This is a genomic window from Streptomyces sp. NPDC002623, assembly GCF_053592635.1.
Genome location: NZ_JBSFWB010000014.1, coordinates 21,170 through 41,657, shown reverse-complemented (window position 1 = coordinate 41,657; position 20,488 = coordinate 21,170). Strand labels below are relative to the sequence as shown.

The following is a 20,488-nucleotide window of genomic DNA, read 5'->3' as shown; positions in this document are numbered from 1 at the left end:
AGACGTGAGCACCCCCGACCTTCCCCTCGCCCAGAGCGGCGGCTGCGGCGACGGCTGTGCCTGTGGCGCCGACGCAGACGCGGACTTCACCGACGCGGAGTACCTGGAGTGCGGGCTCGACCCCGCGCTCGCCCAGCTCCTGACCGACGCCGGCCTCGACCCCGTCGAGGTCGAGGACATCGCCAACGTCGCCATCCAGGAGGACCTGGACCACGGTGTCGACGTGACGACGGTCGCGACCATCCCCGAGGAAGCGGTCGCCACCGCCGACTTCACCGCGCGCGAGGCGGGCGTGGTCGCGGGCCTCAGGATCGCCGAGGCGGTCGTCTCGGTCGTCTGCACGGACGAGTTCGAGGTCGAGCGGCACGTGGAGGACGGCGACCGCGTGGAGGCCGGACAGAAGCTGCTGTCGGTCACCACGCGCACGCGTGACCTCCTCACCGCCGAGCGCAGTGCGCTCAACCTGATGTGCCGCCTGTCCGGCATCGCCACCGCCACACGCGCGTGGGCGGACGTCCTGGAGGGCACGAACGCACGCGTGCGTGACACACGCAAGACGACGCCGGGACTGCGCTCCCTGGAGAAGTTCGCCGTCCGCTGCGGCGGAGGCGTCAACCACCGGATGTCGCTGTCCGACGCGGCCCTCGTCAAGGACAACCACGTGGTCGCCGCAGGCGGCGTCACCCGCGCCTTCGAGGCCGTCCGGGAGGCCTTCCCGGAAGTGCCGATCGAGGTCGAGGTCGACACCCTGCACCAGCTGCGCGAGGTCGTCGACGCGGGCGCCGACCTGATCCTGCTGGACAACTTCACGCCCGGGGAGTGCGCCGAGGCCGTCGGCGTCGTCGGCGGACGCGCCCTGCTGGAGGCGTCGGGCCGGCTCACGCTGGAGAACGCCAAGGCGTACGCCGACACCGGCGTCGACTTCCTCGCCGTGGGGGCCCTGACCCACTCCTCGCCGATCCTGGACATCGGTCTGGATCTGCGAGCGGCTGAGTAGGGAACGGGGACCGGCCATGCTGCTGACGATCGACGTGGGCAACACGCACACCGTGCTCGGCCTGTTCGACGGTGAGGACATCGTCGAGCACTGGCGGATCTCCACCGACGCCCGCCGCACCGCGGACGAACTGGCCGTGCTGCTGCAGGGCCTCATGGGCATGCACCCGCTGCTCGGGGACGAACTGGGCGACGGCATCGACGGGATCGCGATCTGCGCGACCGTGCCCTCCGTACTGCACGAGCTGCGCGAGGTGACACGGCGCTACTACGGCGACGTGCCCGCCGTGCTCGTCGAACCCGGCGTGAAGACGGGCGTGCCGATCCTGTTCGACAACCCCAAGGAGGTCGGCGCCGACCGCATCATCAACGCGGTCGCGGCGAACGAGCTCTACGGCGGCCCGGCGATCGTCGTCGACTTCGGCACGGCGACGACGTTCGACGCGGTCAGCGCGCGCGGGGAGTACGTCGGCGGGGTCATCGCCCCGGGCATCGAGATCTCGGTCGAGGCCCTGGGCGTCAAGGCCGCACAGCTGCGCAAGATCGAACTGGCCCGGCCGCGGAGCGTGATCGGCAAGAACACCGTCGAGGCGATGCAGTCCGGGATCGTCTACGGCTTCGCAGGCCAGGTCGACGGCGTGGTCACCCGGATGGCCCGCGAACTCGCGGACGACCCGGAGGACGTGACGGTGATCGCCACGGGCGGACTGGCGCCGACGGTGCTCGGCGAGTCCTCGGTGATCGACGAGCACGAGCCCTGGCTGACGCTGATCGGGCTGCGCCTGGTGTACGAGCGGAACGTGTCGCGCATGTGACGCGGAAACCCTGAAGCGAACGGGAGCGGACGGGGCGGACGGAAGCGGGCGGGGGGCAGACCATCGACGGGGCCACCAGGGCGGATCCGGGCGCGCCACACCCACACTCTGTGTCGAATTTGTCTGATTAGCGCGTATCGTCGCGGCATGCCCACGCCCTACGGATCCCGCGGCGGCATGGCGTTCGGTGCGGAGGAGCTGCGTGTGCTCCGCCGCGCCCTCGCCCTCGCCCTCCACCCCGGCCCCGTCTCCGCCGAGGACGTCCAGGACTGCCATCGCCTCGCCGAGTCCCTCGACGAGGCGATGGGTGAGGCCGCCCGGCTGCGGGCCTTCCTGGTGGCCGACCTCGCCCGGTACCGCGCAGCCCTCCCCGGCACCGCCGCCGGCTACCTCACCCTCCTGGAGGAGGTGCTGGCCACCGGCTACCGGCCCGACCCCGACGACCTCGCCGCGCTGCGCGCCCTGCGCGGCAACCCGACGGCCGCCGCCCTGCTGAGCCGCTGCCAGGTGCTCGCCGAACACGACGTACGCGCCCGTCTGGCCCGTCGTACGGCCCGTAGGGCCGTTCCGGTCACCCCGACGGTCCCGGCGTCCCGTACGCGGCTCCTGGCCCTTCCCGGGGGCCTCTCCGCCGACAGCTGCGCCCGGCTCTCGGTCGCCGCCGCGGATCCGGGCGAGCGGCCGGGCGAGCAGCCGCGGAAGAAGCCCGCCGAGAAGCCGGCCGCGCCCGCTCCCGGCCCCGTCCCCACCAAGCCCTCCGCACCCGAACCCGCCCGGCGGCCCGTCCCCACCCCGGGCGAGGTCTTCCCGCGCCGCAAACCGACCCCGCCGCCCGCCGACCCGGAGCAGCGGCGGCTCGCCGCCGGCTGACCCGGGCGCACCCCGCCCCGATGTCCCGTTCCTCCCTGGCTACTCTGGATCCATGGACTATGTCTCCGCGCTCGTGCCTCCCGTCGTCATGGCCGTGTTCTTCGTCGCTGTGATCAGGGTGATCGTGAAGACCCAGGGCGGGTCCAACAAGGCCAAGGAGGACGCGGCCGTGGACGCCGCACTCGCGCGCGTGGACGGCGCCCGCCAGGCCTCCGCGGGCCCCGACGCCTGACCGACCCGCGACGCTTCCGCCGCCTGCCCGGGCGTACGGCTTCTTTCGAAGCCGTACGCCCTTTTTGTTCCTGTTTGCCAATGAAGGTGCACGTCCGGCACGCGATTGGCGAGATCTCCCACTATTGTTCTGAGCTGTGCCTCGCCCATTGGGAGAACTCGAAGACTCGGTCATGACGCGGGTGTGGAAGTGGAACCGCCCGGTCACCGTTCGAGAAGTCCTGGAAGACCTTCAGCAGGAACGGTCCATCGCGTACACCACGGTGATGACCGTTTTGGACAATCTCCATCAGAAGGGCTGGGTGCGTCGTGAAGCCGAAGGCCGGGCCTATCGATATGAGGCGGTCTCCACCAGGGCCGCCTACGCCGCCGCCCTGATGAACGACGCCTGGGCGCAGAGCGACAACCCCGCAGCCGCTCTCGTCGCCTTCTTCGGGATGATGAGCGAGGAACAGCGACTCGCGCTGCGCGACGCCGTACGCATCGTCCAAGGTCCGGAAACTGTCGAACCCGCAACTCAGGGGAGTGCGGAGAGTGCGGGGAGTACCGGCAGTAGCGGCAGTGGCGCGGAGAACCCCGCCTCGGCAACGGAGGGCGGCGGGCGATAGCGTCCGCACATGTCCGCAGAGAGTCCCTCCGCCGAGAACCCCGAGAACCCCGAAGTCACCGCTAAAGCCATCACCGTCCGGCGGGCCCGGACCGGCGATGTCCCCGCCGTGCGCCGTCTCCTTGACGCCTACGTCCGCGGCGGCATCCTGCTCGACAAAGCGACGGTGACGCTTTACGAGGACATCCAGGAGTTCTGGGTCGCCGAACGCGACGACAACGCCGAGGTGGTCGGCTGTGGCGCCCTGCACGTGATGTGGGAAGACCTGGCGGAAGTCCGGACTCTCGCGGTGAAGCGCGGGCTGAAGGGCGCCGGCGTCGGTCACCAGTTGTTGGAGAAGTTGCTCCACACCGCACGCTGGCTCGGTGTTCGCCGCGTTTTCTGCCTGACCTTCGAAGTGGACTTCTTCGGCAAGCACGGCTTCGTGGAGATCGGTGAGACGCCGGTCGACACCGATGTCTACGCCGAGCTGCTGCGTTCCTATGACGAGGGCGTCGCCGAGTTCCTCGGACTCGAACGAGTGAAACCGAACACCTTGGGCAACAGCCGGATGCTTCTGCATCTGTGATCGTCGACGTCCATTCCGACCGACCTGCCTTGCCCGGGTTCCCTATGTCCGAAACGCGCACGTTTCCGGACGGGGGCAGCCTGCCGGTCTCTGCCGGGGGTTTGTGTTTTCCCAGCAAAAGCGGTTTGCTTTCCGACGTACTGCAGTACTGCATATAACAGGGCTCGGCTAAACGGCGGACGCCGCGGACCCCCGGCCCCTCACGTTTTCGATGAAAGGAAATCCGGTGGCACAGAAGGTTCAGGTCCTTCTTGTCGACGACCTCGACGGCGGCGAGGCGGACGAGACCGTGACGTTCGCGCTGGACGGCAAGACGTACGAGATCGATCTCACGACAACCAATGCGGACAAGCTGCGTGGACTTCTCGAGCCCTACGTGAAGGGCGGACGTCGTACCGGCGGCCGTGCTTCGGGTGGCCGTGGAAAGGCCCGAGTCGCTTCCGGCGGCAGCCAGGACACCGCTCAGATCCGCGCGTGGGCCAAGGAGAACGGTTTCGAGGTCAATGACCGTGGCCGCGTTCCGGCGACCATTCGCGAGGCCTACGAGAAGGCCAACGGCTGAGCGCACGCGCGCCGCAGCCGGACACGATGACAGTGCGTCGCCAACGTGTCCACCAGTCGCACGAGATCGGGGGCGCCCCCACCGCCCCCCAAGGCCGACATCGTCGGCAGCGAGGCCTCGACCTCGCACCCTGCCACGGGGGGCCGCAGCCATACAGCGGCCCCCTGCACCGGTCCGGGGCGGTTCGGCCCGGGACCGCGGCCCGGCTCCCGGGCCGGGTTTCGCGCGGGAGGCGACGGCGCCTCGATGAGCGCGCCCGCGCCGATCGCCGTCAGATCCAGCGGCAGCGCGCCCCACTCCAGCCACTGCAGGATCCCGGGCACCTCCTCCGCGCAGCCCGCCGCCACCAGCAGCCGCATCCGGTCGCCCCGTACGGCCACCGGAGAGCCCGGCGCGAGCCGCCGGAGCGTCGCGAGGCCCGCCTCGACCGGTACGTCCAGGACGTCGAAGCGCTCGCCCACCAAAAGTCGTACCGGCTCCCCGGGCACCGTCGCCCAGCCCAGTTCGTTCTCGTACCAGCCGCGGACCAGGTCGGCCCGATCCGCCGGATCGTCCGGGTCGAGCGGCCGTCGGGGGAGGGGAAGCGTGAGGATCGCAGAGGCGGCCGAGCCGGCAGCCGGGGGGACTGAGCCAACCATGCCAAGTGCAACCGCCGAAAAGGCCCGCAAGTTACGCTGGGTGGCCTCGCGACCGCACAGCGTGTCGACAAAAGGCATGCGCGGGGATGTCGTGAGACGCAAGGTTGTTCGCCCGTAGCGGAGGGAACCGGTGCGCACGGCATGGAGTGTCAGTGACGGCGGGTAAGACATCCCTAGTGGGAGGGGGCGACACGCAGGAAAGGCCGTCTCGCGTTCGCCATCGGCGTACTGGCGACTGGGGTAACTGCCTGGCCTGCGGGAACATCGTCTCGCACCATCGGGTTGGAGCAGATGTCGGCGTTCGGGGTCAGGAGGCCATCGACGGTGTCGGCAGTTGGAATGAGCGGTCCCCGCTTGCGGGACTAAGCTGCGGAAGGACAGGGAGGGGAAGTTCCCCCCACTGCCTGACCGCTCTGAGGAGCGATTAACGATGTTCGAGAGGTTCACCGACCGCGCGCGGCGGGTTGTCGTCCTGGCTCAGGAAGAAGCCCGGATGCTCAACCACAACTACATCGGCACCGAGCACATCCTCCTGGGCCTGATCCACGAGGGTGAGGGTGTCGCCGCCAAGGCCCTTGAGAGCCTCGGGATTTCGCTCGAGGCGGTCCGCCAGCAGGTGGAGGAGATCATCGGGCAGGGGCAGCAGGCCCCGTCCGGGCACATCCCCTTCACCCCCCGTGCCAAGAAGGTCCTGGAGCTGTCGCTCCGGGAGGCCCTTCAGCTGGGTCACAACTACATCGGCACGGAGCACATCCTGCTCGGCCTGATCCGCGAGGGCGAGGGCGTCGCCGCCCAGGTCCTCGTCAAGCTGGGCGCAGATCTCAACCGGGTGCGGCAGCAGGTCATCCAGCTGCTCTCCGGTTACCAGGGCAAGGAGACCGCCACCGCGGGCGGCCCTGCCGAGGGCACGCCCTCGACGTCCCTGGTGCTCGACCAGTTCGGCCGGAACCTCACCCAGGCCGCTCGTGAGTCCAAGCTCGACCCGGTCATCGGGCGCGAGAAGGAGATCGAGCGGGTCATGCAGGTGCTGTCCCGCCGCACCAAGAACAACCCGGTCCTGATCGGTGAGCCCGGCGTCGGCAAGACCGCCGTCGTCGAGGGGCTCGCTCAGGCCATCGTCAAGGGCGAGGTGCCCGAGACCCTCAAGGACAAGCACCTCTACACGCTGGACCTCGGCGCGCTGGTCGCCGGCTCCCGCTACCGCGGTGACTTCGAGGAGCGCCTGAAGAAGGTCCTCAAGGAGATCCGCACCCGCGGCGACATCATCCTGTTCATCGACGAGCTGCACACGCTGGTCGGTGCGGGTGCCGCCGAGGGCGCCATCGACGCCGCTTCGATCCTGAAGCCGATGCTGGCCCGTGGTGAGCTGCAGACCATCGGCGCCACCACGCTGGACGAGTACCGCAAGCACCTGGAGAAGGACGCGGCCCTCGAGCGCCGCTTCCAGCCCATCCAGGTCGCCGAGCCGTCCCTGCCGCACACGATCGAGATCCTCAAGGGTCTGCGTGACCGGTACGAGGCCCACCACCGCGTCTCCATCACGGACGAGGCGCTGGTCCAGGCCGCGACGCTGGCCGACCGGTACATCTCGGACCGCTTCCTGCCGGACAAGGCGATCGACCTGATCGACGAGGCCGGTTCCCGGATGCGCATCCGTCGGATGACGGCTCCGCCGGACCTCCGCGAGTTCGACGAGAAGATCGCCGGCGTCCGCCGCGACAAGGAGTCCGCGATCGACTCGCAGGACTTCGAGAAGGCCGCCTCCCTCCGCGACAAGGAGAAGCAGCTCCTGGCCGCCAAGGCCAAGCGGGAGAAGGAGTGGAAGGCCGGCGACATGGACGTCGTCGCCGAGGTCGACGGCGAGCTCATCGCCGAGGTCCTCGCGACCGCCACCGGCATCCCGGTCTTCAAGCTGACCGAGGAGGAGTCCTCGCGTCTGCTGCGCATGGAGGACGAGCTCCACAAGCGCGTCATCGGCCAGATCGACGCCGTCAAGGCGCTGTCGAAGGCCATCCGTCGTACGCGTGCCGGTCTGAAGGACCCGAAGCGTCCCGGTGGCTCGTTCATCTTCGCCGGCCCGTCCGGTGTCGGTAAGACCGAGCTGTCCAAGGCGCTCGCCGAGTTCCTCTTCGGTGACGAGGACGCGCTGATCTCCCTCGACATGTCGGAGTTCAGCGAGAAGCACACCGTCTCGCGTCTCTTCGGTTCGCCCCCCGGATACGTGGGCTACGAAGAGGGCGGTCAGCTGACCGAGAAGGTGCGCCGCAAGCCGTTCTCCGTCGTCCTCTTCGACGAGGTCGAGAAGGCCCACCCGGACATCTTCAACTCGCTGCTGCAGATCCTGGAGGACGGTCGCCTGACCGACTCCCAGGGCCGGGTCGTGGACTTCAAGAACACGGTCATCATCATGACGACCAACCTCGGCACCCGGGACATCTCCAAGGGCTTCAACCTGGGCTTCGCGGCCTCGGGCGACTCGAAGACCAACTACGAGCGCATGAAGAACAAGGTGTCGGACGAGCTCAAGCAGCACTTCCGCCCCGAGTTCCTCAACCGCGTCGACGACGTGGTGGTCTTCCCGCAGCTGACCCAGGCGGACATCCTGCGGATCGTCGACCTGATGATCGGCAAGGTGGACGAGCGCCTGAAGGACCGGGACATGGGCATCGAGCTCTCCCAGTCCGCCAAGGAGCTGCTGGCCAAGAAGGGCTACGACCCGGTGCTGGGCGCGCGTCCGCTGCGTCGCACGATCCAGCGCGAGATCGAGGACACGCTGTCGGAGAAGATCCTCTTCGGCGAGCTGCGTCCCGGTCACATCGTGGTCGTCGGCACCGAGGGCGAGGGCGAGACCCAGACCTTCACCTTCCGCGGTGAGGAGAAGTCGGCGCTGCCCGACGTCCCGCCGATCGAGCAGGCGGCCGGCGGTGCCGGGCCGAACCTGAGCAAGGAGGCGTAAGCCTCAGGGCCTTTTCGGGCCGACCGGCCTCAAGGGCCGAACAGAAGGGGCCGGTGCTTTCCAGCACCGGCCCCTTCGTCATGCTCGCGCGCGGTTACGACAGCTGGCCGTCGTAGTCGGGCAGCTTGTACGTCGTCTCGGCGTGGCCGCCCGAGAGGTCGGTGGCGCTGTTGCCGATGTTCGCGATGATCGTGTAGCCCTTGTTCTCGATGTTGACGCGCTGGGCGGTCTTGTAGGCGGCGACGTCCTTGAAGAGGTCGAGGAAGCCGCGCACGTAGAGGCCGGAGACCTGGTAGCCGACGTACTTGAGGTTGTAGTCGGTCACCCCGGCGATGATGCCCGGGCGGGCGGTGACGAAGAACAGCGAGACGCCGTGCTCCTGGGCGTACTTGGCGACCTCGAGGACCGGCTTGTTGGCCGGCTGGGGGTAGCTGAAGCCGAAGTCGGTCTCCAGGGTGGTGTTGTCGATGTCGAAGACGATCGCCTGCTTCTCGCCGGTCTTGGCGGCGGCGATGCGCTTCTTCAGCGCCGGCAGGGCCTGGTCCATCACGGCCTGGCAGTCCTGCTGCCAGGTCGCGTAGTCCACGTCCTCCGCGGCCGCTGCGGTGGACGCGGTGGCGACGGCGGAGGTGCCGGTGGCCGTCGCGGCCTGGGCGCCGGCCGGGACGGCCATCGCCGTGACGGCTGCGGTCGCCACGGCGGTCATGGCTATGCGGCGCGTCCAGGTGCCTCGGGTCATGTGTGGGGTCCTCTCGCGTCCATGCACTGCGGGTGTCGTGGGCATGCTGATCGACCGGAGTGGCCTGAGGGGAACCAGCGGGTTACTGGACGGTAGATGCGGATGAGAGGCCCATCACAGACCTGTGCAGGTGATCGTGACCGGGGTCACAACTGGCGTGCGGGGTGGGGGAGTAGCCGCCGTCACATTCCGAAGTCCCTTGAGGCGGGCGGCCGGTGACAAGCCGCACAGGCGATTTGGTCCCTACTAAGCCGGATAGTCGCACGCCGAATCTGGATAAAAAGGACAATCCCTCTGGGGTCCCGGGCTCCGCTCCCGCCTCCGGCATGGATCGGTGTCGAAGGTGTCCGGAAAGTGCGAGCTGTCAAGAGATAGGAAGTTTTGTGCTGAAGTACTAGCTTCCGTCGTACATCACACGTTTGGGGGTCTGTGGGCCTGCGGGTTACCAAGGGATGGCCACTGCGGCAGAGGTCGTGCCGGGTGGTTTCTTCTGTCCCCGTCCCCATGAGGTCTTCATGTTCAAGCGCGTCACGTTCCGTTCTTCCCGTACGTCCCTGCTCCGCACCCGCGTGGCCGTAGGGGTCGCCGCAGTGGGCGCCTCGGCCGTGCTGGGAACCGGAGTGGCGTCCGCCGCCGCCCCTGCTGCAGCGCCCGCCGCCGCCAAGACGGCCGTCTCCGCCGCTTCCTGGATCGACCCGGTGAAGAAGTACACGCTGTCCGCCAGCTTCGCCCAGGCCGGCGGCATGTGGCAGTCCACCCACAGCGGTCAGGACTTCGCCGTACCGACCGGTACCAAGGTCATGGCCGCGCACGGCGGCACCGTCGTCAAGGCCGGCGGCAACGGCGCCGGTGACGGCCCGGCCTACGGCAACGCCATCGTGATCAAGCACGCGAACGGCGTCTACTCGCAGTACGCCCACCTCTCGCACATCAACGTGAAGGTCGGCCAGGTCGTCAAGACGGGTCAGAAGATCGCCCTGTCCGGCAACACCGGCAACTCCAGCGGTCCGCACCTGCACTTCGAGATCCGTACGACCGCGAACTACGGCTCGGCGATAGACCCGGTGAAGTTCCTGCACTCCAAGGGCGTGAAGGTCTGACGCTGATGTGATCAGGCGCCCTGGTGCGCCTGCGTCACCAGCCCCATGGCGACCTCGAGGACGGCTGCACGCTTGTCCTCGGGGTCGCCTTCGAGGTCCTGCAGGAAGAACATGCCGGCGTGCAGCGTGAAGATGGCGCTCACGCAGCGCACCTGGTCGGTCAGGGGGGCGTCCGGATCGATGATGATGTCGCGCAGGCTGCGCATACGGTCCTTGAACGAGTCGCCGATCTGGAGCTCCCGCACCGTCGCCTGGTTCTCCTGCATGAAGCGGAAGAGCGGGGCCGCCTCGGACAGGGCCTTGCTGTAGCGCCGTACGAGCTCGAGCTTGGTCTCCAGGGTGTGCGGCTGGCCCTTGCCCCACTCGATCAGGTCTTCGATCGGCTTCGTGAGATCCGTGAAGATCCCGACGATGATCTCTTCCTTGGTCTTGAAGTGGTAGTACAGGGCCGCCTTGGTGACCTCCAGGCGCTCCGCGATCTCGCGGAGCGAGGTCTTCTCGTAGCCCTGTTCGGCGAAGAGTTCGAGTGCCACGTCCTGGATGCGCTGGCGGGTGTTGCCGCGCCGCTGCTGCTTGGTGCCGTCCATGGTGACGTCCATCCTCGTACTCCTTGGGCTCCCGCGGAAACTTACTTGCCGTCCGGCTAGTTCGCCCCCAGAAACTTACTTGACGACCGGCTAGTGGCAGGTCTACCTTCCCCAGTGTAGTGAACTAGCCGGGCGGCAAGTAAGTAGCCGGTCGGGGTTGTGCCCAGGGGAGTGGGGAAGATGGCGGACACACAGACAGTCGAGACCGGGGCGGAGAAGCAGCCCAAGAGCGTGCGGGTCGTTCTGCTTGCGCTGATGATCACGATGATGCTCGCGATGCTCGACAACATGATCGTGGGCACGGCGATGCCGACGATCGTCGGCGAACTCGGCGGACTCGAACACCTTTCGTGGGTCGTGACCGCGTACACCCTCGCGACCGCGGCCTCCACCCCGATCTGGGGCAAGCTCGGCGACATGTACGGGCGCAAGGGCGCCTTCATGACGTCGATCGTGATCTTCCTGGTCGGGTCCGCGCTGAGCGGCATGGCCCAGAACATGGGCGAACTGATCGGCTTCCGCGCGATCCAGGGCCTCGGCGCGGGCGGCCTGATGGTCGGCGTCATGGCGATCATCGGCGACCTGATCCCGCCGCGGGAGCGCGGCAAGTACCAGGGCATGATGGCCGGCGTCATGGCGCTCGCGATGATCGGCGGCCCGCTGGTCGGCGGCACCATCACCGACAACTGGGGCTGGCGCTGGTCCTTCTACATCAACCTGCCGCTCGGCGTGGTGTCGCTCGCGCTCATCAGCGCCGTCCTGCACCTGCCGAAGAAGCGGTCGCAGTCGCGGATCGACTACCTGGGCGCCGTACTGCTGACCGTCGGCATCACCTCCATCGTCCTCGTCACCACCTGGGGCGGCACGGAGTACGCCTGGACGTCCGCGCGGATCATGGAACTCATCGGGATCGGCGTCGCCTCGCTCATCGGGTTCGTGTTCTGGCAGACCAAGGCGACCGAGCCGATCGTGCCGCTGCACATCTTCCGCAGCCGCAACTTCACCCTGATGTCGATCATCGGCTTCATCACCGGCTTCGTGATGTTCGGCGCGACGCTCTTCCTGCCGCTGTACCAGCAGTCGGTGCAGGGCGCCTCGGCGACCAACTCCGGTCTGCTGCTCCTGCCGATGCTCGGCGCGATGCTGGTCACCTCGATGGTGGCCGGCCGGGTGACCACGAACAGCGGCAAGTACAAGGTCTTCCCGGTCGTCGGCAGCGCCCTGATGGTCATCGGCCTGTACCTGCTGTCGACGATGGACACCGGGACCAGCCGTCTCACCTCCGGTGTGTTCATGGCCGTGGTCGGCCTCGGCATGGGCTGCCTGATGCAGATCACGATGCTGGTCGCGCAGAACAGCGTCGAACTGAAGGACATGGGCGTCGCATCCTCGTCCACCACCCTGTTCCGTACGCTCGGGTCCTCCTTCGGCGTCGCGATCATGGGCGCGCTGTTCAACAGCCGGGTCCAGGACGTCATGTCCGAGCGGGCCGGCGAGATCGGCTCGAAGATCACCGAACAGTCCGCGCAGTTGGACGCGGCCAGCCTGGCCAAGCTGCCCGCAGTGGCCCGGGAGGCCTACCAGCACGCGGTGTCGTCCGGCACGCACTCGGCGTTCCTGCTGGGTGCCGTGGTGGCGGTGGTCGCGCTGGTGGCGGCCGTGTTCGTGAAGGAAGTGCCGCTCAAGGGAGCGGGACCGCAGAAGGCGGACGAGCCGACCGACGGTGCGGCCGCTGTGCAGTCGCCGATGGTCGAGGTCTGACCTTGCCAGGTCCGGCGTCACGTAGTTCGCGCACTTCACACACTCTGTGCGGTTCGCTTGCCTGCCGACCCTCCCAGTGACCGAAGGCCTCCCGGTGGTGTCCGCCCCGGGGGGCCTTCTCCGTTCGGCTGCTGACTGCTGACTGCTGACTGCTGACTGCTGACTGCCCGGTGGGCGGTGGACGGGAGGGCAGGGGAGGGACGGGAGGGCAGGGGAGGGACGGGAGGGCAGGGGAGGGACGGGAGGGGGCTGGGCCACAGGCTGTTGCATGGCGCCCTCAATGGGCCCCGGCCGCACGCCCTACGACGGCCCCGCCATGACCGCCAAGGACGGTGGCAGCCCCTTGTACGGGAGCGGGCGCAGGCATCTGCGATGCGCGGTGCCCCGAAAGGTCGCCGCCCAGCCTCCAGGGTCCGGCCGCGGTCGCCCATGGCCTGCCGTAACCCTCACGGGAGGCCGCCTCCCACGGAGTGGCGGCACAGAGTGGCGGCAGATACCCAAGGGCTTGCTGCAGTGCCCCGACAGGCAACCGCGAGCTTCCACGGACCGGCCGCTGGCCCCGCCAGGCCCCCCTCCCCCCGGGGGAGGGAGGGGGCAGCACGCCACCGGCAGGCCCTCGGGGCCAGGCACCCAACTCCTTCGCCCCGCTAGCCCCCCTTGCCCGCAAGCCCCCCTCGGTCCCGCTGGCCCCACGCCCGGCCCTGCAATTCCCAACCTCGGCTACCGCAAGCCCCACCCCGGCCCACCCCGGCCCACCCCGGCCAGGCCTGGCCCGCCCCGGCGAGAGCCTCTCGGATCCCGCCCCCGACAAGCGGATCCCGCCCCCGACAAGTCCAGCCCGGCCCAGCCCCCCCCGCCCGCGTGCCCGGTCGGCCTCAAGGTCTGATCGGGTAGCTTCCCGTGTTGGTCGGGGCGTGTTCGGGGAGCCAGAGGACGGCGACCGCGCCCTCGGCCGGTATGTGGTCCGGGGCTCCAGCGGGGCGTACGTTGCGGAAGGTCAGCCGGGCGCCCAGGACGCGGGCCTGCCCTGCCGCGATGGTGAGGCCGAGCCCGTGGCCGTGCCCGGCGCGGTCGGCGCTGCCGGTGCGGAAGCGGCTCGGCCCCTCGGCGAGCAGGTCCCCGGGGAAACCGGGGCCGTGGTCGCGGACCCGGATGACCCGGCCCTCGACGGTGACCTGGATCGGCGGTTTGCCGTGGCGAGCCGCGTTGGCGAGCAGGTTGAACAGGACGCGCTCCAGGCGACGGGGGTCGGTCGTGACCATCGACTCGTGGACCACCCGTACCTCGACGTCCGGGTCCTTGGCTGCCACCCTCCGGGCCACGAACTCGCCCAGCATGATGTCCTGCAGTTCGGCGCGCTCCGAGGCCCCGTCGAGACGGGCCACCTCCAGGACGTCCTCCACCAGCGTGCGCATGGCCTTCGCCCGGTCCAGGACCAGCTCTGTCGGCCGGCCCGGCGGCAGCAGTTCGGCGGCTGTCAGCAGGCCCGTCACCGGGGTGCGCAGCTCGTGCGCGATGTCGGCGGTGACCCGGCGCTCGGCCTCCAGCCGCTCCTGCAGCGTGTCCGCCATGGCGTCCACCGCGCTGGCCAGGTCGTCGGTCTCGTCGCGCACGACCCCGCCGATGGCATCCCGTACCCGGACCTCCGACTCGCCCTTGGCGACCTGGTTGGCCGCGGCCGCGGCCTTGCGCAGTCGCCGTGAGAGCTGCCCGCCGATGAGCACGCCGAGTGCGCTGCCGCCGAGGACGGCGGCGATGGAGCCGATCACCAGGGCCTGGTCGAGATCCTTGAGGATGTCCGTGCTGCGGTCGGTGAATCGGGTGTGCAGGGAGAGCACATGGCCGTCCTTCACCGGCACGGCCGCCCAGATGTCCGGGTCACCGCCCGGGCGGTCGGAGACGAACGTGGCCCGGCGGCCCTCCCGGACCTTCTCCCGCAAGGCAGGCGGCAGCCTGGAGTCGTCGATCTTGATGTTGGGGAAGTTCGGCCGGCCCGACAGCTCGTAGTTGTGCTGGGCGATCACGATGCGCTCGTCGGCGAGGTCGCGTGCGTTGTCCAGCATGGACACGCGCGCGGCGTTGTGCACGACCAGGCTGAGCGCGATCGCCACCAGCGCGCCGACCAGCGCGATCGCCGCGCTCAGCTTCCACCGCAGGCCCGTACGGATGCCGATGCGCTCCGTGCGAGCCGGCCTCAGGTGCCGGATCATCCCCCGCATACTCCCGTCCCCGCCCCTGCCCGTGCCCCGCTCAGGCCTTCAACTTGTAGCCGAAGCCGCGGACCGTCTCGATGCGGTCCTGGCCGATCTTCGTCCGCAGTCGCTGCACATGGACGTCGACGACGCGGGTGTCACCGCCCCAGCCGTAGTCCCACACCCGCTCCAACAGTTTGTCGCGCGAGAGAACCGTGCCCGGAGCGGAGGAGAACTCCAGCAGCAGCCGCATCTCGGTCGGGGTCAGCGCCACCGGCTGCCCGGCCCGGCGCACCTCCATGCCCTCCGTGTCGACCTCCAGATCACCGAAGGTCAGCACACCACCGGCGGCGGAGGCGTCGAGCTCGGCGCGGTCGCCGCCGCCCGCGTGACCGAAGCGGCGCAGGACGGCGCGGATCCGGGCGACCAGTACGGCGCCGTCGAACGGCTTCGTCACATAGTCGTCGGCGCCGGCCTCCAGGCCCAGGACGACGTCGATGGAGTCGGCGCGCGCCGACAGCATGATCACCGGCACCGTGGACTCGTCCCGGATGCGCCGGCACAGGCTCACGCCGTCCAGGCCGGGCACCATGACGTCCAGCAGCGCGATGTCGGGGCGGTCGGCGCGGAACGCCTCCAGGCCCGACAGGCCGTCGGGCATCGCGGTGACCGCGAAGCCGTCCCGCTCGAGGGCGAGCTGGGTGGCCTCGCGGATGACGTCGTCGTCCTCGACGAACAGGACGTGGGTCTGGTCTGCCATCCCGGTGCTCTCAGTTCTCGTATGCGTATGCGTTCACGTATGCGTGTACGTCGTCAGTCTGGCGGGCGTCTGGCCGGCCTCTGTCGGTGTGCTGTCGAGGGCGCCCACTGGGTGGACGCGTGGAGCGCGGCGAGCGTTCATTTCCTCTCCTCGTGCGTTCCCGTCGTACCCCGCCCTGTCCGTGCTCGTTCGCCCGATCCCCTCCTGCCCGTCCTTGCCCGCCCTTGCCCGTCTTGCCTGTCCATCCATTGGTCGGAACGAGCGGCCCGATCGGTTCACGCCGGCGGGAAGTTTTTTCGGGCGAGGACGTCTGGGCAGGTCAGCCGGTCTCCGGCACCGGCGTCGGCTCGTCGCCGACGCTGCTGTAGTCGTTGTGCCAGCTGAACTGCTTGACGAAGCGGCCCGAGGTCCAGCGGTACGTGATCACGTTCTCCCCGGACGGGCTGGAGACCGGGTCGCCCTTCGCGTACACCTGCTTGCTCACCACCAGGTCGCCCCGGTCTATCTCCGCGTAGACCGGGGGCTCCTCGGCCTGGAACACGTTCACGTAGCCGTCGCCGTTCTCCCGGTAGACGTAGGAGCCGACTCCGACGGCGTCACCGCAGGTGAGCACGTTGACGATGAGGTCGTGGCCGGAGCCGCCGGTGAGGTCCCCGTAGGCGACGTCGACCGGGTACTCGTCGCCGACGCAGGGCGTCAGCTCGCGCTTGACCTCCGCCGAGACCTCGGGGTCGTCCTTGATGAGCTGGACCGCGTTCGTCCGGTCGGGGAGGGTGGTCGGGGCGGCCGTCGGCGAGGCCGTCGTGCCCGCCACCGCGTCGGAGTGGGCCGGGCCTTCGTCACGGGCGCCGGTGCCGCCGGTGGCGCAGGCGGAGACGAAAAGGGCGAGGGCGGCGAGCACGGACATCGCCGTGATCGCCGCCTGGATGGTGCCTCGGGCCGGTGTGGGCCCGGCCTCTGTCAGGCCGCCGCGCAACGCTCCCGCTCCTCACGCTCCAGCGCGCGTGCGTCCAGATCGCGGGCTTCCAGCTCCTCGCGGAGCCGGGCGAGCGCCCGGTGCAGCGTGCTCTTGACCGTTCCGGCCGACATGCCGAGGGCGGCGGCCGTCTCCTCCGTGGACATCTGCTCCCAGTGTCGCAGCACCACGACACTGCGCTGCTTCGGTGCCAGGACCTTCATCGCGTCCATCAACAGGGCGCGGTCCGCGTGCTGCTCGGTGGAGTCGTCCACACAGGCGTCCGGGAGCTGCTCGGTCGGCACTTCCTCGAGCTTGCGGGCCCGCCACCACTCGGTCCGCGTATTGATCATGACTCGGCGCAGGTAGGCGTCGGCGAGCCGCTTGTCCGCGATCCCGTCCCAGCGACCGTACGTCCGGGCCAGCGCGGTCTGCAGGAGGTCCTGCGCGTCGACCGGGTCCGGGACCAGCCGGCGGGCGCTCCGCAGCAGCGCGTCCTGCCGCGTGCGGACGTATTCCTCGAACTCGAGCACGTCGCCCTGCGCCATGGTCAACCGCCTCCGATTCCCCGTTCCGACGGACGGTCGCCGTCGGTTCACTGCCCTGTGGTCTGTAGCCCGCGTCTCTCTGCCGGGTACGCAAATGAAGCTACGGAGGTGTTGTCACGGGGCTGTGCGAAGCAGCCTGCGGCCAGCGCTCAGCTGTCCGTCGGTTGTGTAACGGAAATGGGTTCGGGGTAAAGAAGTCGGCCGAATGGCCTGCCTATGGGCCGATTTGTACGGCCGCCGGGCGTGACACAAGCCCGGCGGCGACCGTGACGAAGCCGTGTGTCTGTGAAATGACCGTGCGTCAGGTCCGTGCCGGCGTCCGTGTCCGAGGCCGCCGCACGGGCCGTGCGTCAGGTCAACGGCAGGCGGTACAGCCCGCCCGGCAGCGGCTCCACCAGTCCGTCCGCGACGAGCCCGTCCAGCGCACGCGCGCGTTGCACCGGTTCGTGCCAGACGCGGTCGAGGGCCGCCTGCGGCACGGGCGTGTGCGCGTCCCGCAGAACGGCGAGCAGCTTGCCCCTGACCTGCCGGTCGGTGCCGGCGTACGTCTGGCCGCGGCGCGGCGGGCCGTCGTGCGCCGGCTTGCCCGCGAGCCGCCAGGCGCACTGCGCAGCGATCGGGCAGCGCACGCACGTCTCGTTCTTGGCCGTGCAGACGAGCGCCCCGAGCTCCATGGACGCGGCGGCCCAGCGCGCGGCGGTCGGCTCGTCGTCCGGCAGCAGGGCGCGGGCCAGCTTGCGCTCGGCGGCCGTGGTGGCGTTCGGCGGGTACTGCACGCCCGTGACGGCGCGTGCGAAGACGCGGCGGACGTTGGTGTCCAGGACGGCGTGCCGCTGGCCGTACGCGAAGGAGGCGACGGCCGCGGCCGTGTACTCGCCGATCCCGGGCAGTGCGAGGAGCTGTCCGTGGTCCGACGGCACGTCGCCGCCGTGCCGTTCCGTTATCGCCGCCGCGGCGCCGTGCAGCCGCAGGGCGCGGCGCGGGTAGCCCAGCCGCCCCCACGCGCGTACGGCCTCGCCGGGGGCCTCCGCGGCCAGGTCGGCGGGGCGCGGCCAGCGGGCGAGCCACTGCTCGTAGACCGGCAGGACGCGGCTGACCGGCGTCTGCTGGAGCATGAACTCGCTGACCATCACCCCCCACGCGCCGGCCTCCGGGTGCCGCCAGGGCAGATCACGGGCGTGGTCGTCGAACCAGTCGATCACCGGGGAGTGCAGGTCCGCTCCGGGGGCCTCGGCGACGGCGTCGGCGCGGGCGGGGCTGCTGTGCGGGGGCTTCGTGGGCGCAGTCATGGCCCTTCCGATCCTGCCATGCGCACCGGGGCACGCGCGCGTAGCGCCACTCGACCGCGTATCGGTGCCGGATCCGTGCCGAGGGCCGCTTCACGCGTGCGTGCCGCGGTCATGGCCAGAGCTGCAACGGGTGCGATGGCCAACGAACGGCGACCGAGCAATGACCGGGCGGCGACCGCGCGGGCCGAAGTCGAGTACGGAAGAGGTGGTTTCCGGAATGATGATCCGGAAAAGTTGTCCTTGTGGCGGCGGGTGGGGCCAGCGAACGCGTCGATCTCTCGTACAGTTTGCGCCGTGGGATCTCTGCGCAATCCGGTCGGTCCGCTCCCCTCCTCCATCTACTGGCGACGGAGGGTCGTACTGCTGTCCGTGTTCGCCCTGTTGGCGCTGCTGATCCTGTGGGTGGTGACCTCGGGCGGAGGCGGCGGCAAGAACAGCGCGAACGGGGGCAACGGCAAGAATCCCGCGTCCTCGATCACGCCGGGACCGACCGGCTCCGGGCCCGCGATCAGCCAAAACCCGGGCGGGCGCGACGAGTCGAGCGAAGGCTCGACCAGCGGGTCCGGCTCCGGGTCGGGCTCGGGCGACGGCAGCGGCTCCGGTGGCTCGGACGGCGGCTCGACGGACTCCGGCAGCACCGACGACGGCGCCAACGGCAGCGGCAGTGGCGGCGGCAGCGGTACCGGGACGACGCTTCCGGCCGGGACGACACTGCCCAACTGCACCGCCAGCGTGGTGACGTTGACCCTGAGCAGCGTTCGCAACGACTACTCGCCGGACGAGACCCCCACCTTCCAACTGACCGCGAAGAACAGTTCGACCAGCGACTGCAAGGTCGATCTCGGGCCGAAGAACGCGGTGTTGACGATCACCCAGGCGAGCGGCGAAGACGACTACTGGTCGTCCGCGGACTGCCCCAAGGTGACCGGGAGCATGCTGTACCGGGTGCCGGCCGGGGACAGCATCACGTACCTCGTGAAGTGGGACCGCAAGCCGAGTGCGCCGGAGTGTGCGACCCCTCCGGCGGGCGCGGCCGGCGCGGGCACGTACCTGGTCGAGGCGAAGGCCCCGGGGTTTGCAAAGGCGCAGTCGTCCTTCGTGCTGAAGGACGACTAGGGCGTTGAAGACAGCGAGCGTCTTGAAGGGCGACTGGCGCGTCCGTACGGACGACTGACGCGTCCGTCTAGACGTACCGCTCCAGGATCGACGACTCGGCGAGCCGGGAAAGGCCCTCGCGGACGCTCCGGGCCCGCGCCTCGCCCACGCCCTCCACCGTCTGGAGGTCGTCGACGCTCGCGGCGAGGAGCTTCTGGAGGCCGCCGAAGTGCTCGACGAGGCGGTCGATGATGGCGCCGGGGAGACGAGGCACCTTCGCCAGGAGCCGGAAGCCGCGCGGGGAGACCGCCGTGTCGAGGGCCTCGGGGGAGCCGGTGTAGCCCAACGCGCGAGCCACCGTGGACAGTTCGAGAAGTTCGGCGTGGGTGAGCGCGTTCAGCTCGTACAGCGCCTCGTCGACCGTGCGGGACCGCTTGGCCGTGGGCTCGGGGACGTAGTCCCGGACCACCAGCTCGCGCTCCGGCTCCACGCCGGCGATCAACTCGTCGAGCTGGAGGGCGAGCAGTCGACCGTCCGTGCCCAGTTCGACCACGTATTCGGCGATTTCGGTGGCGATGCGGCGCACCATCTCCAGGCGCTGGGCCACCGCGGAGACGTCCCGGACCGTCACCAGGTCCTCGATCTCCAGCGCTGACAACGTTCCCGCGACCTCGTCCAGCCGGAGCTTGTAGCGCTCCAGGGTGGCCAGCGCCTGGTTCGCGCGGGACAGGATCGCCGCGGAGTCCTCCAGGACGCGGCGCTGTCCGTCGACGTACAGGGCGATCAGACGCATGGACTGGGAGACCGAGACGACCGGGTAGCCGACCTGCTTGCTGACCCGGTCCGCCGTACGGTGCCGGGTGCCCGTCTCCTCCGTGGGGATCGTGGGGTCAGGCACCAGCTGGACGCCGGCCCGGAGGATCTTCGACAGATCGGAGGAGACCACGATGCCGCCGTCGAGCTTGCACAGCTCGCGCAGACGCGTGGCCGCGAACTCCACGTCCAGGACGAACCCGCCCGTGCACATCGCCTCGACCGTCTTGTCGGAGCCCAGCACGATGAGTCCGCCGGTGTTGCCGCGCAGGATGCGCTCCAGGCCGTCGCGCAGGGCCGTGCCGGGAGCCACCGCGCTCAGCGCGGCGCGCATCAGGCCGTCGGCACCGGAACTCCCACCGGACTTTCCGGGAGCCGAAGCCCGGTCGTTGGCTGCCACTGCACT

Annotated in this window: 20 protein-coding genes; 11 read left to right on the top strand and 9 right to left on the bottom strand. The window is 69.6% G+C overall.

The window, feature by feature from the left end; genetic code table 11:
* The first annotated feature begins 4 nt into the window (after nt 1-4).
* The 7 genes from nadC to ACWD4O_RS24980 all read left to right on the top strand — a co-directional run bounded on the left by nadC (nt 5) and on the right by ACWD4O_RS24980 (nt 4,649).
* Nucleotides 5-997, top strand: a complete 993-nt coding sequence (gene nadC / locus ACWD4O_RS25010; protein ID WP_451283006.1) for a carboxylating nicotinate-nucleotide diphosphorylase — start codon at nt 5-7, stop codon at nt 995-997.
* A 16-nt stretch (nt 998-1,013) separates the two neighbouring features.
* Nucleotides 1,014-1,811, top strand: a complete 798-nt coding sequence (locus ACWD4O_RS25005) for a type III pantothenate kinase (protein WP_450950906.1) — start codon at nt 1,014-1,016, stop codon at nt 1,809-1,811.
* Nucleotides 1,812-1,988: 177 nt separating this feature from the next.
* On the top strand, nt 1,989-2,681 hold the full coding sequence (locus ACWD4O_RS25000) for a hypothetical protein (protein ID WP_451283271.1): 693 nt from the start codon (nt 1,989-1,991) through the stop codon (nt 2,679-2,681).
* A gap of 52 nt (nt 2,682-2,733) precedes the next feature.
* Nucleotides 2,734-2,913, top strand: coding sequence for a hypothetical protein (locus ACWD4O_RS24995; protein WP_451283004.1), 180 nt, complete (start codon nt 2,734-2,736; stop codon nt 2,911-2,913).
* A 172-nt stretch (nt 2,914-3,085) separates the two neighbouring features.
* On the top strand, nt 3,086-3,520 hold the full coding sequence (locus tag ACWD4O_RS24990) for a BlaI/MecI/CopY family transcriptional regulator (protein ID WP_451283002.1): 435 nt from the start codon (nt 3,086-3,088) through the stop codon (nt 3,518-3,520).
* Between the two features lie 9 nt (nt 3,521-3,529).
* Nucleotides 3,530-4,087 (top strand): amino-acid N-acetyltransferase, encoded by a 558-nt coding sequence (locus ACWD4O_RS24985; protein WP_451283000.1) that lies wholly within the window; start codon nt 3,530-3,532, stop codon nt 4,085-4,087.
* A 226-nt stretch (nt 4,088-4,313) separates the two neighbouring features.
* Entirely contained in the window at nt 4,314-4,649 is a 336-nt protein-coding gene (locus tag ACWD4O_RS24980) for a histone-like nucleoid-structuring protein Lsr2 (protein ID WP_451282998.1), read from the top strand.
* Here the strand turns inward: ACWD4O_RS24980 and ACWD4O_RS24975 are convergent.
* On the bottom strand, nt 4,628-5,287 hold the full coding sequence (locus tag ACWD4O_RS24975; protein ID WP_451282996.1) for an SCO3374 family protein: 660 nt from the start codon (nt 5,285-5,287) through the stop codon (nt 4,628-4,630). The genes ACWD4O_RS24980 and ACWD4O_RS24975 overlap by 22 nt on opposite strands.
* 430 nt (nt 5,288-5,717) lie before the next feature.
* Between ACWD4O_RS24975 and ACWD4O_RS24970 the strand changes: the two genes are divergently transcribed.
* On the top strand, nt 5,718-8,243 hold the full coding sequence (locus ACWD4O_RS24970; protein WP_351916032.1) for an ATP-dependent Clp protease ATP-binding subunit: 2,526 nt from the start codon (nt 5,718-5,720) through the stop codon (nt 8,241-8,243).
* A 94-nt stretch (nt 8,244-8,337) separates the two neighbouring features.
* Here ACWD4O_RS24970 and ACWD4O_RS24965 read toward each other — a convergent pair whose 3' ends face one another.
* Nucleotides 8,338-8,982, bottom strand: coding sequence for an HAD family acid phosphatase (locus tag ACWD4O_RS24965; RefSeq protein ID WP_451282993.1), 645 nt, complete (start codon nt 8,980-8,982; stop codon nt 8,338-8,340).
* A 515-nt stretch (nt 8,983-9,497) separates the two neighbouring features.
* Here ACWD4O_RS24965 and ACWD4O_RS24960 point away from each other — a divergent pair.
* A complete protein-coding gene (locus tag ACWD4O_RS24960; protein ID WP_451282991.1) occupies nt 9,498-10,082 on the top strand; it encodes a M23 family metallopeptidase in 585 nt (194 codons plus the stop codon).
* Nucleotides 10,083-10,093: 11 nt separating this feature from the next.
* Here ACWD4O_RS24960 and ACWD4O_RS24955 read toward each other — a convergent pair whose 3' ends face one another.
* Nucleotides 10,094-10,681, bottom strand: a complete 588-nt coding sequence (locus ACWD4O_RS24955) for a TetR/AcrR family transcriptional regulator (protein WP_451282989.1) — start codon at nt 10,679-10,681, stop codon at nt 10,094-10,096.
* A 168-nt stretch (nt 10,682-10,849) separates the two neighbouring features.
* Here ACWD4O_RS24955 and ACWD4O_RS24950 point away from each other — a divergent pair, with 168 nt between their 5' ends.
* The gene (locus tag ACWD4O_RS24950; RefSeq protein ID WP_451282987.1) at nt 10,850-12,430 is read left to right on the top strand and encodes an MDR family MFS transporter; all 1,581 of its coding nucleotides are present in this window, start codon (nt 10,850-10,852) and stop codon (nt 12,428-12,430) included.
* A gap of 875 nt (nt 12,431-13,305) precedes the next feature.
* Here the strand turns inward: ACWD4O_RS24950 and cseC are convergent.
* From cseC to ACWD4O_RS24925, 5 genes are all read right to left on the bottom strand, one after another.
* A complete protein-coding gene (gene cseC / locus ACWD4O_RS24945; protein ID WP_451282985.1) occupies nt 13,306-14,640 on the bottom strand; it encodes a two-component system sensor histidine kinase CseC in 1,335 nt (444 codons plus the stop codon).
* Between the two features lie 40 nt (nt 14,641-14,680).
* Nucleotides 14,681-15,382 carry a two-component system response regulator CseB gene (gene cseB, locus ACWD4O_RS24940; protein ID WP_451282983.1) on the bottom strand — a complete coding sequence of 234 codons (702 nt, stop codon included), beginning with the start codon at nt 15,380-15,382 and terminating at the stop codon, nt 14,681-14,683.
* A gap of 319 nt (nt 15,383-15,701) precedes the next feature.
* The gene (locus ACWD4O_RS24935) at nt 15,702-16,358 is read right to left on the bottom strand and encodes a hypothetical protein (protein WP_451282981.1); all 657 of its coding nucleotides are present in this window, start codon (nt 16,356-16,358) and stop codon (nt 15,702-15,704) included.
* A complete protein-coding gene (locus ACWD4O_RS24930) occupies nt 16,343-16,885 on the bottom strand; it encodes a SigE family RNA polymerase sigma factor (RefSeq protein ID WP_358802712.1) in 543 nt (180 codons plus the stop codon). Before ACWD4O_RS24930 ends, ACWD4O_RS24935 begins: the two co-directional genes overlap by 16 nt.
* Before the next feature lie 350 nt (nt 16,886-17,235).
* The gene (locus tag ACWD4O_RS24925) at nt 17,236-18,174 is read right to left on the bottom strand and encodes an A/G-specific adenine glycosylase (RefSeq protein WP_451282979.1); all 939 of its coding nucleotides are present in this window, start codon (nt 18,172-18,174) and stop codon (nt 17,236-17,238) included.
* 294 nt (nt 18,175-18,468) lie between these two features.
* On the opposite strand from ACWD4O_RS24925, the gene ACWD4O_RS24920 reads away from it, so the two are divergent.
* Nucleotides 18,469-19,290: a hypothetical protein gene (locus ACWD4O_RS24920; protein ID WP_451282977.1), complete on the top strand. Its 822-nt coding sequence runs from the start codon at nt 18,469-18,471 to the stop codon at nt 19,288-19,290.
* A 67-nt stretch (nt 19,291-19,357) separates the two neighbouring features.
* Here ACWD4O_RS24920 and disA read toward each other — a convergent pair whose 3' ends face one another.
* Nucleotides 19,358-20,482 (bottom strand): DNA integrity scanning diadenylate cyclase DisA, encoded by a 1,125-nt coding sequence (gene disA, locus ACWD4O_RS24915; RefSeq protein WP_351916010.1) that lies wholly within the window; start codon nt 20,480-20,482, stop codon nt 19,358-19,360.
* Between the last annotated feature and the right edge of the window lie 6 nt (nt 20,483-20,488).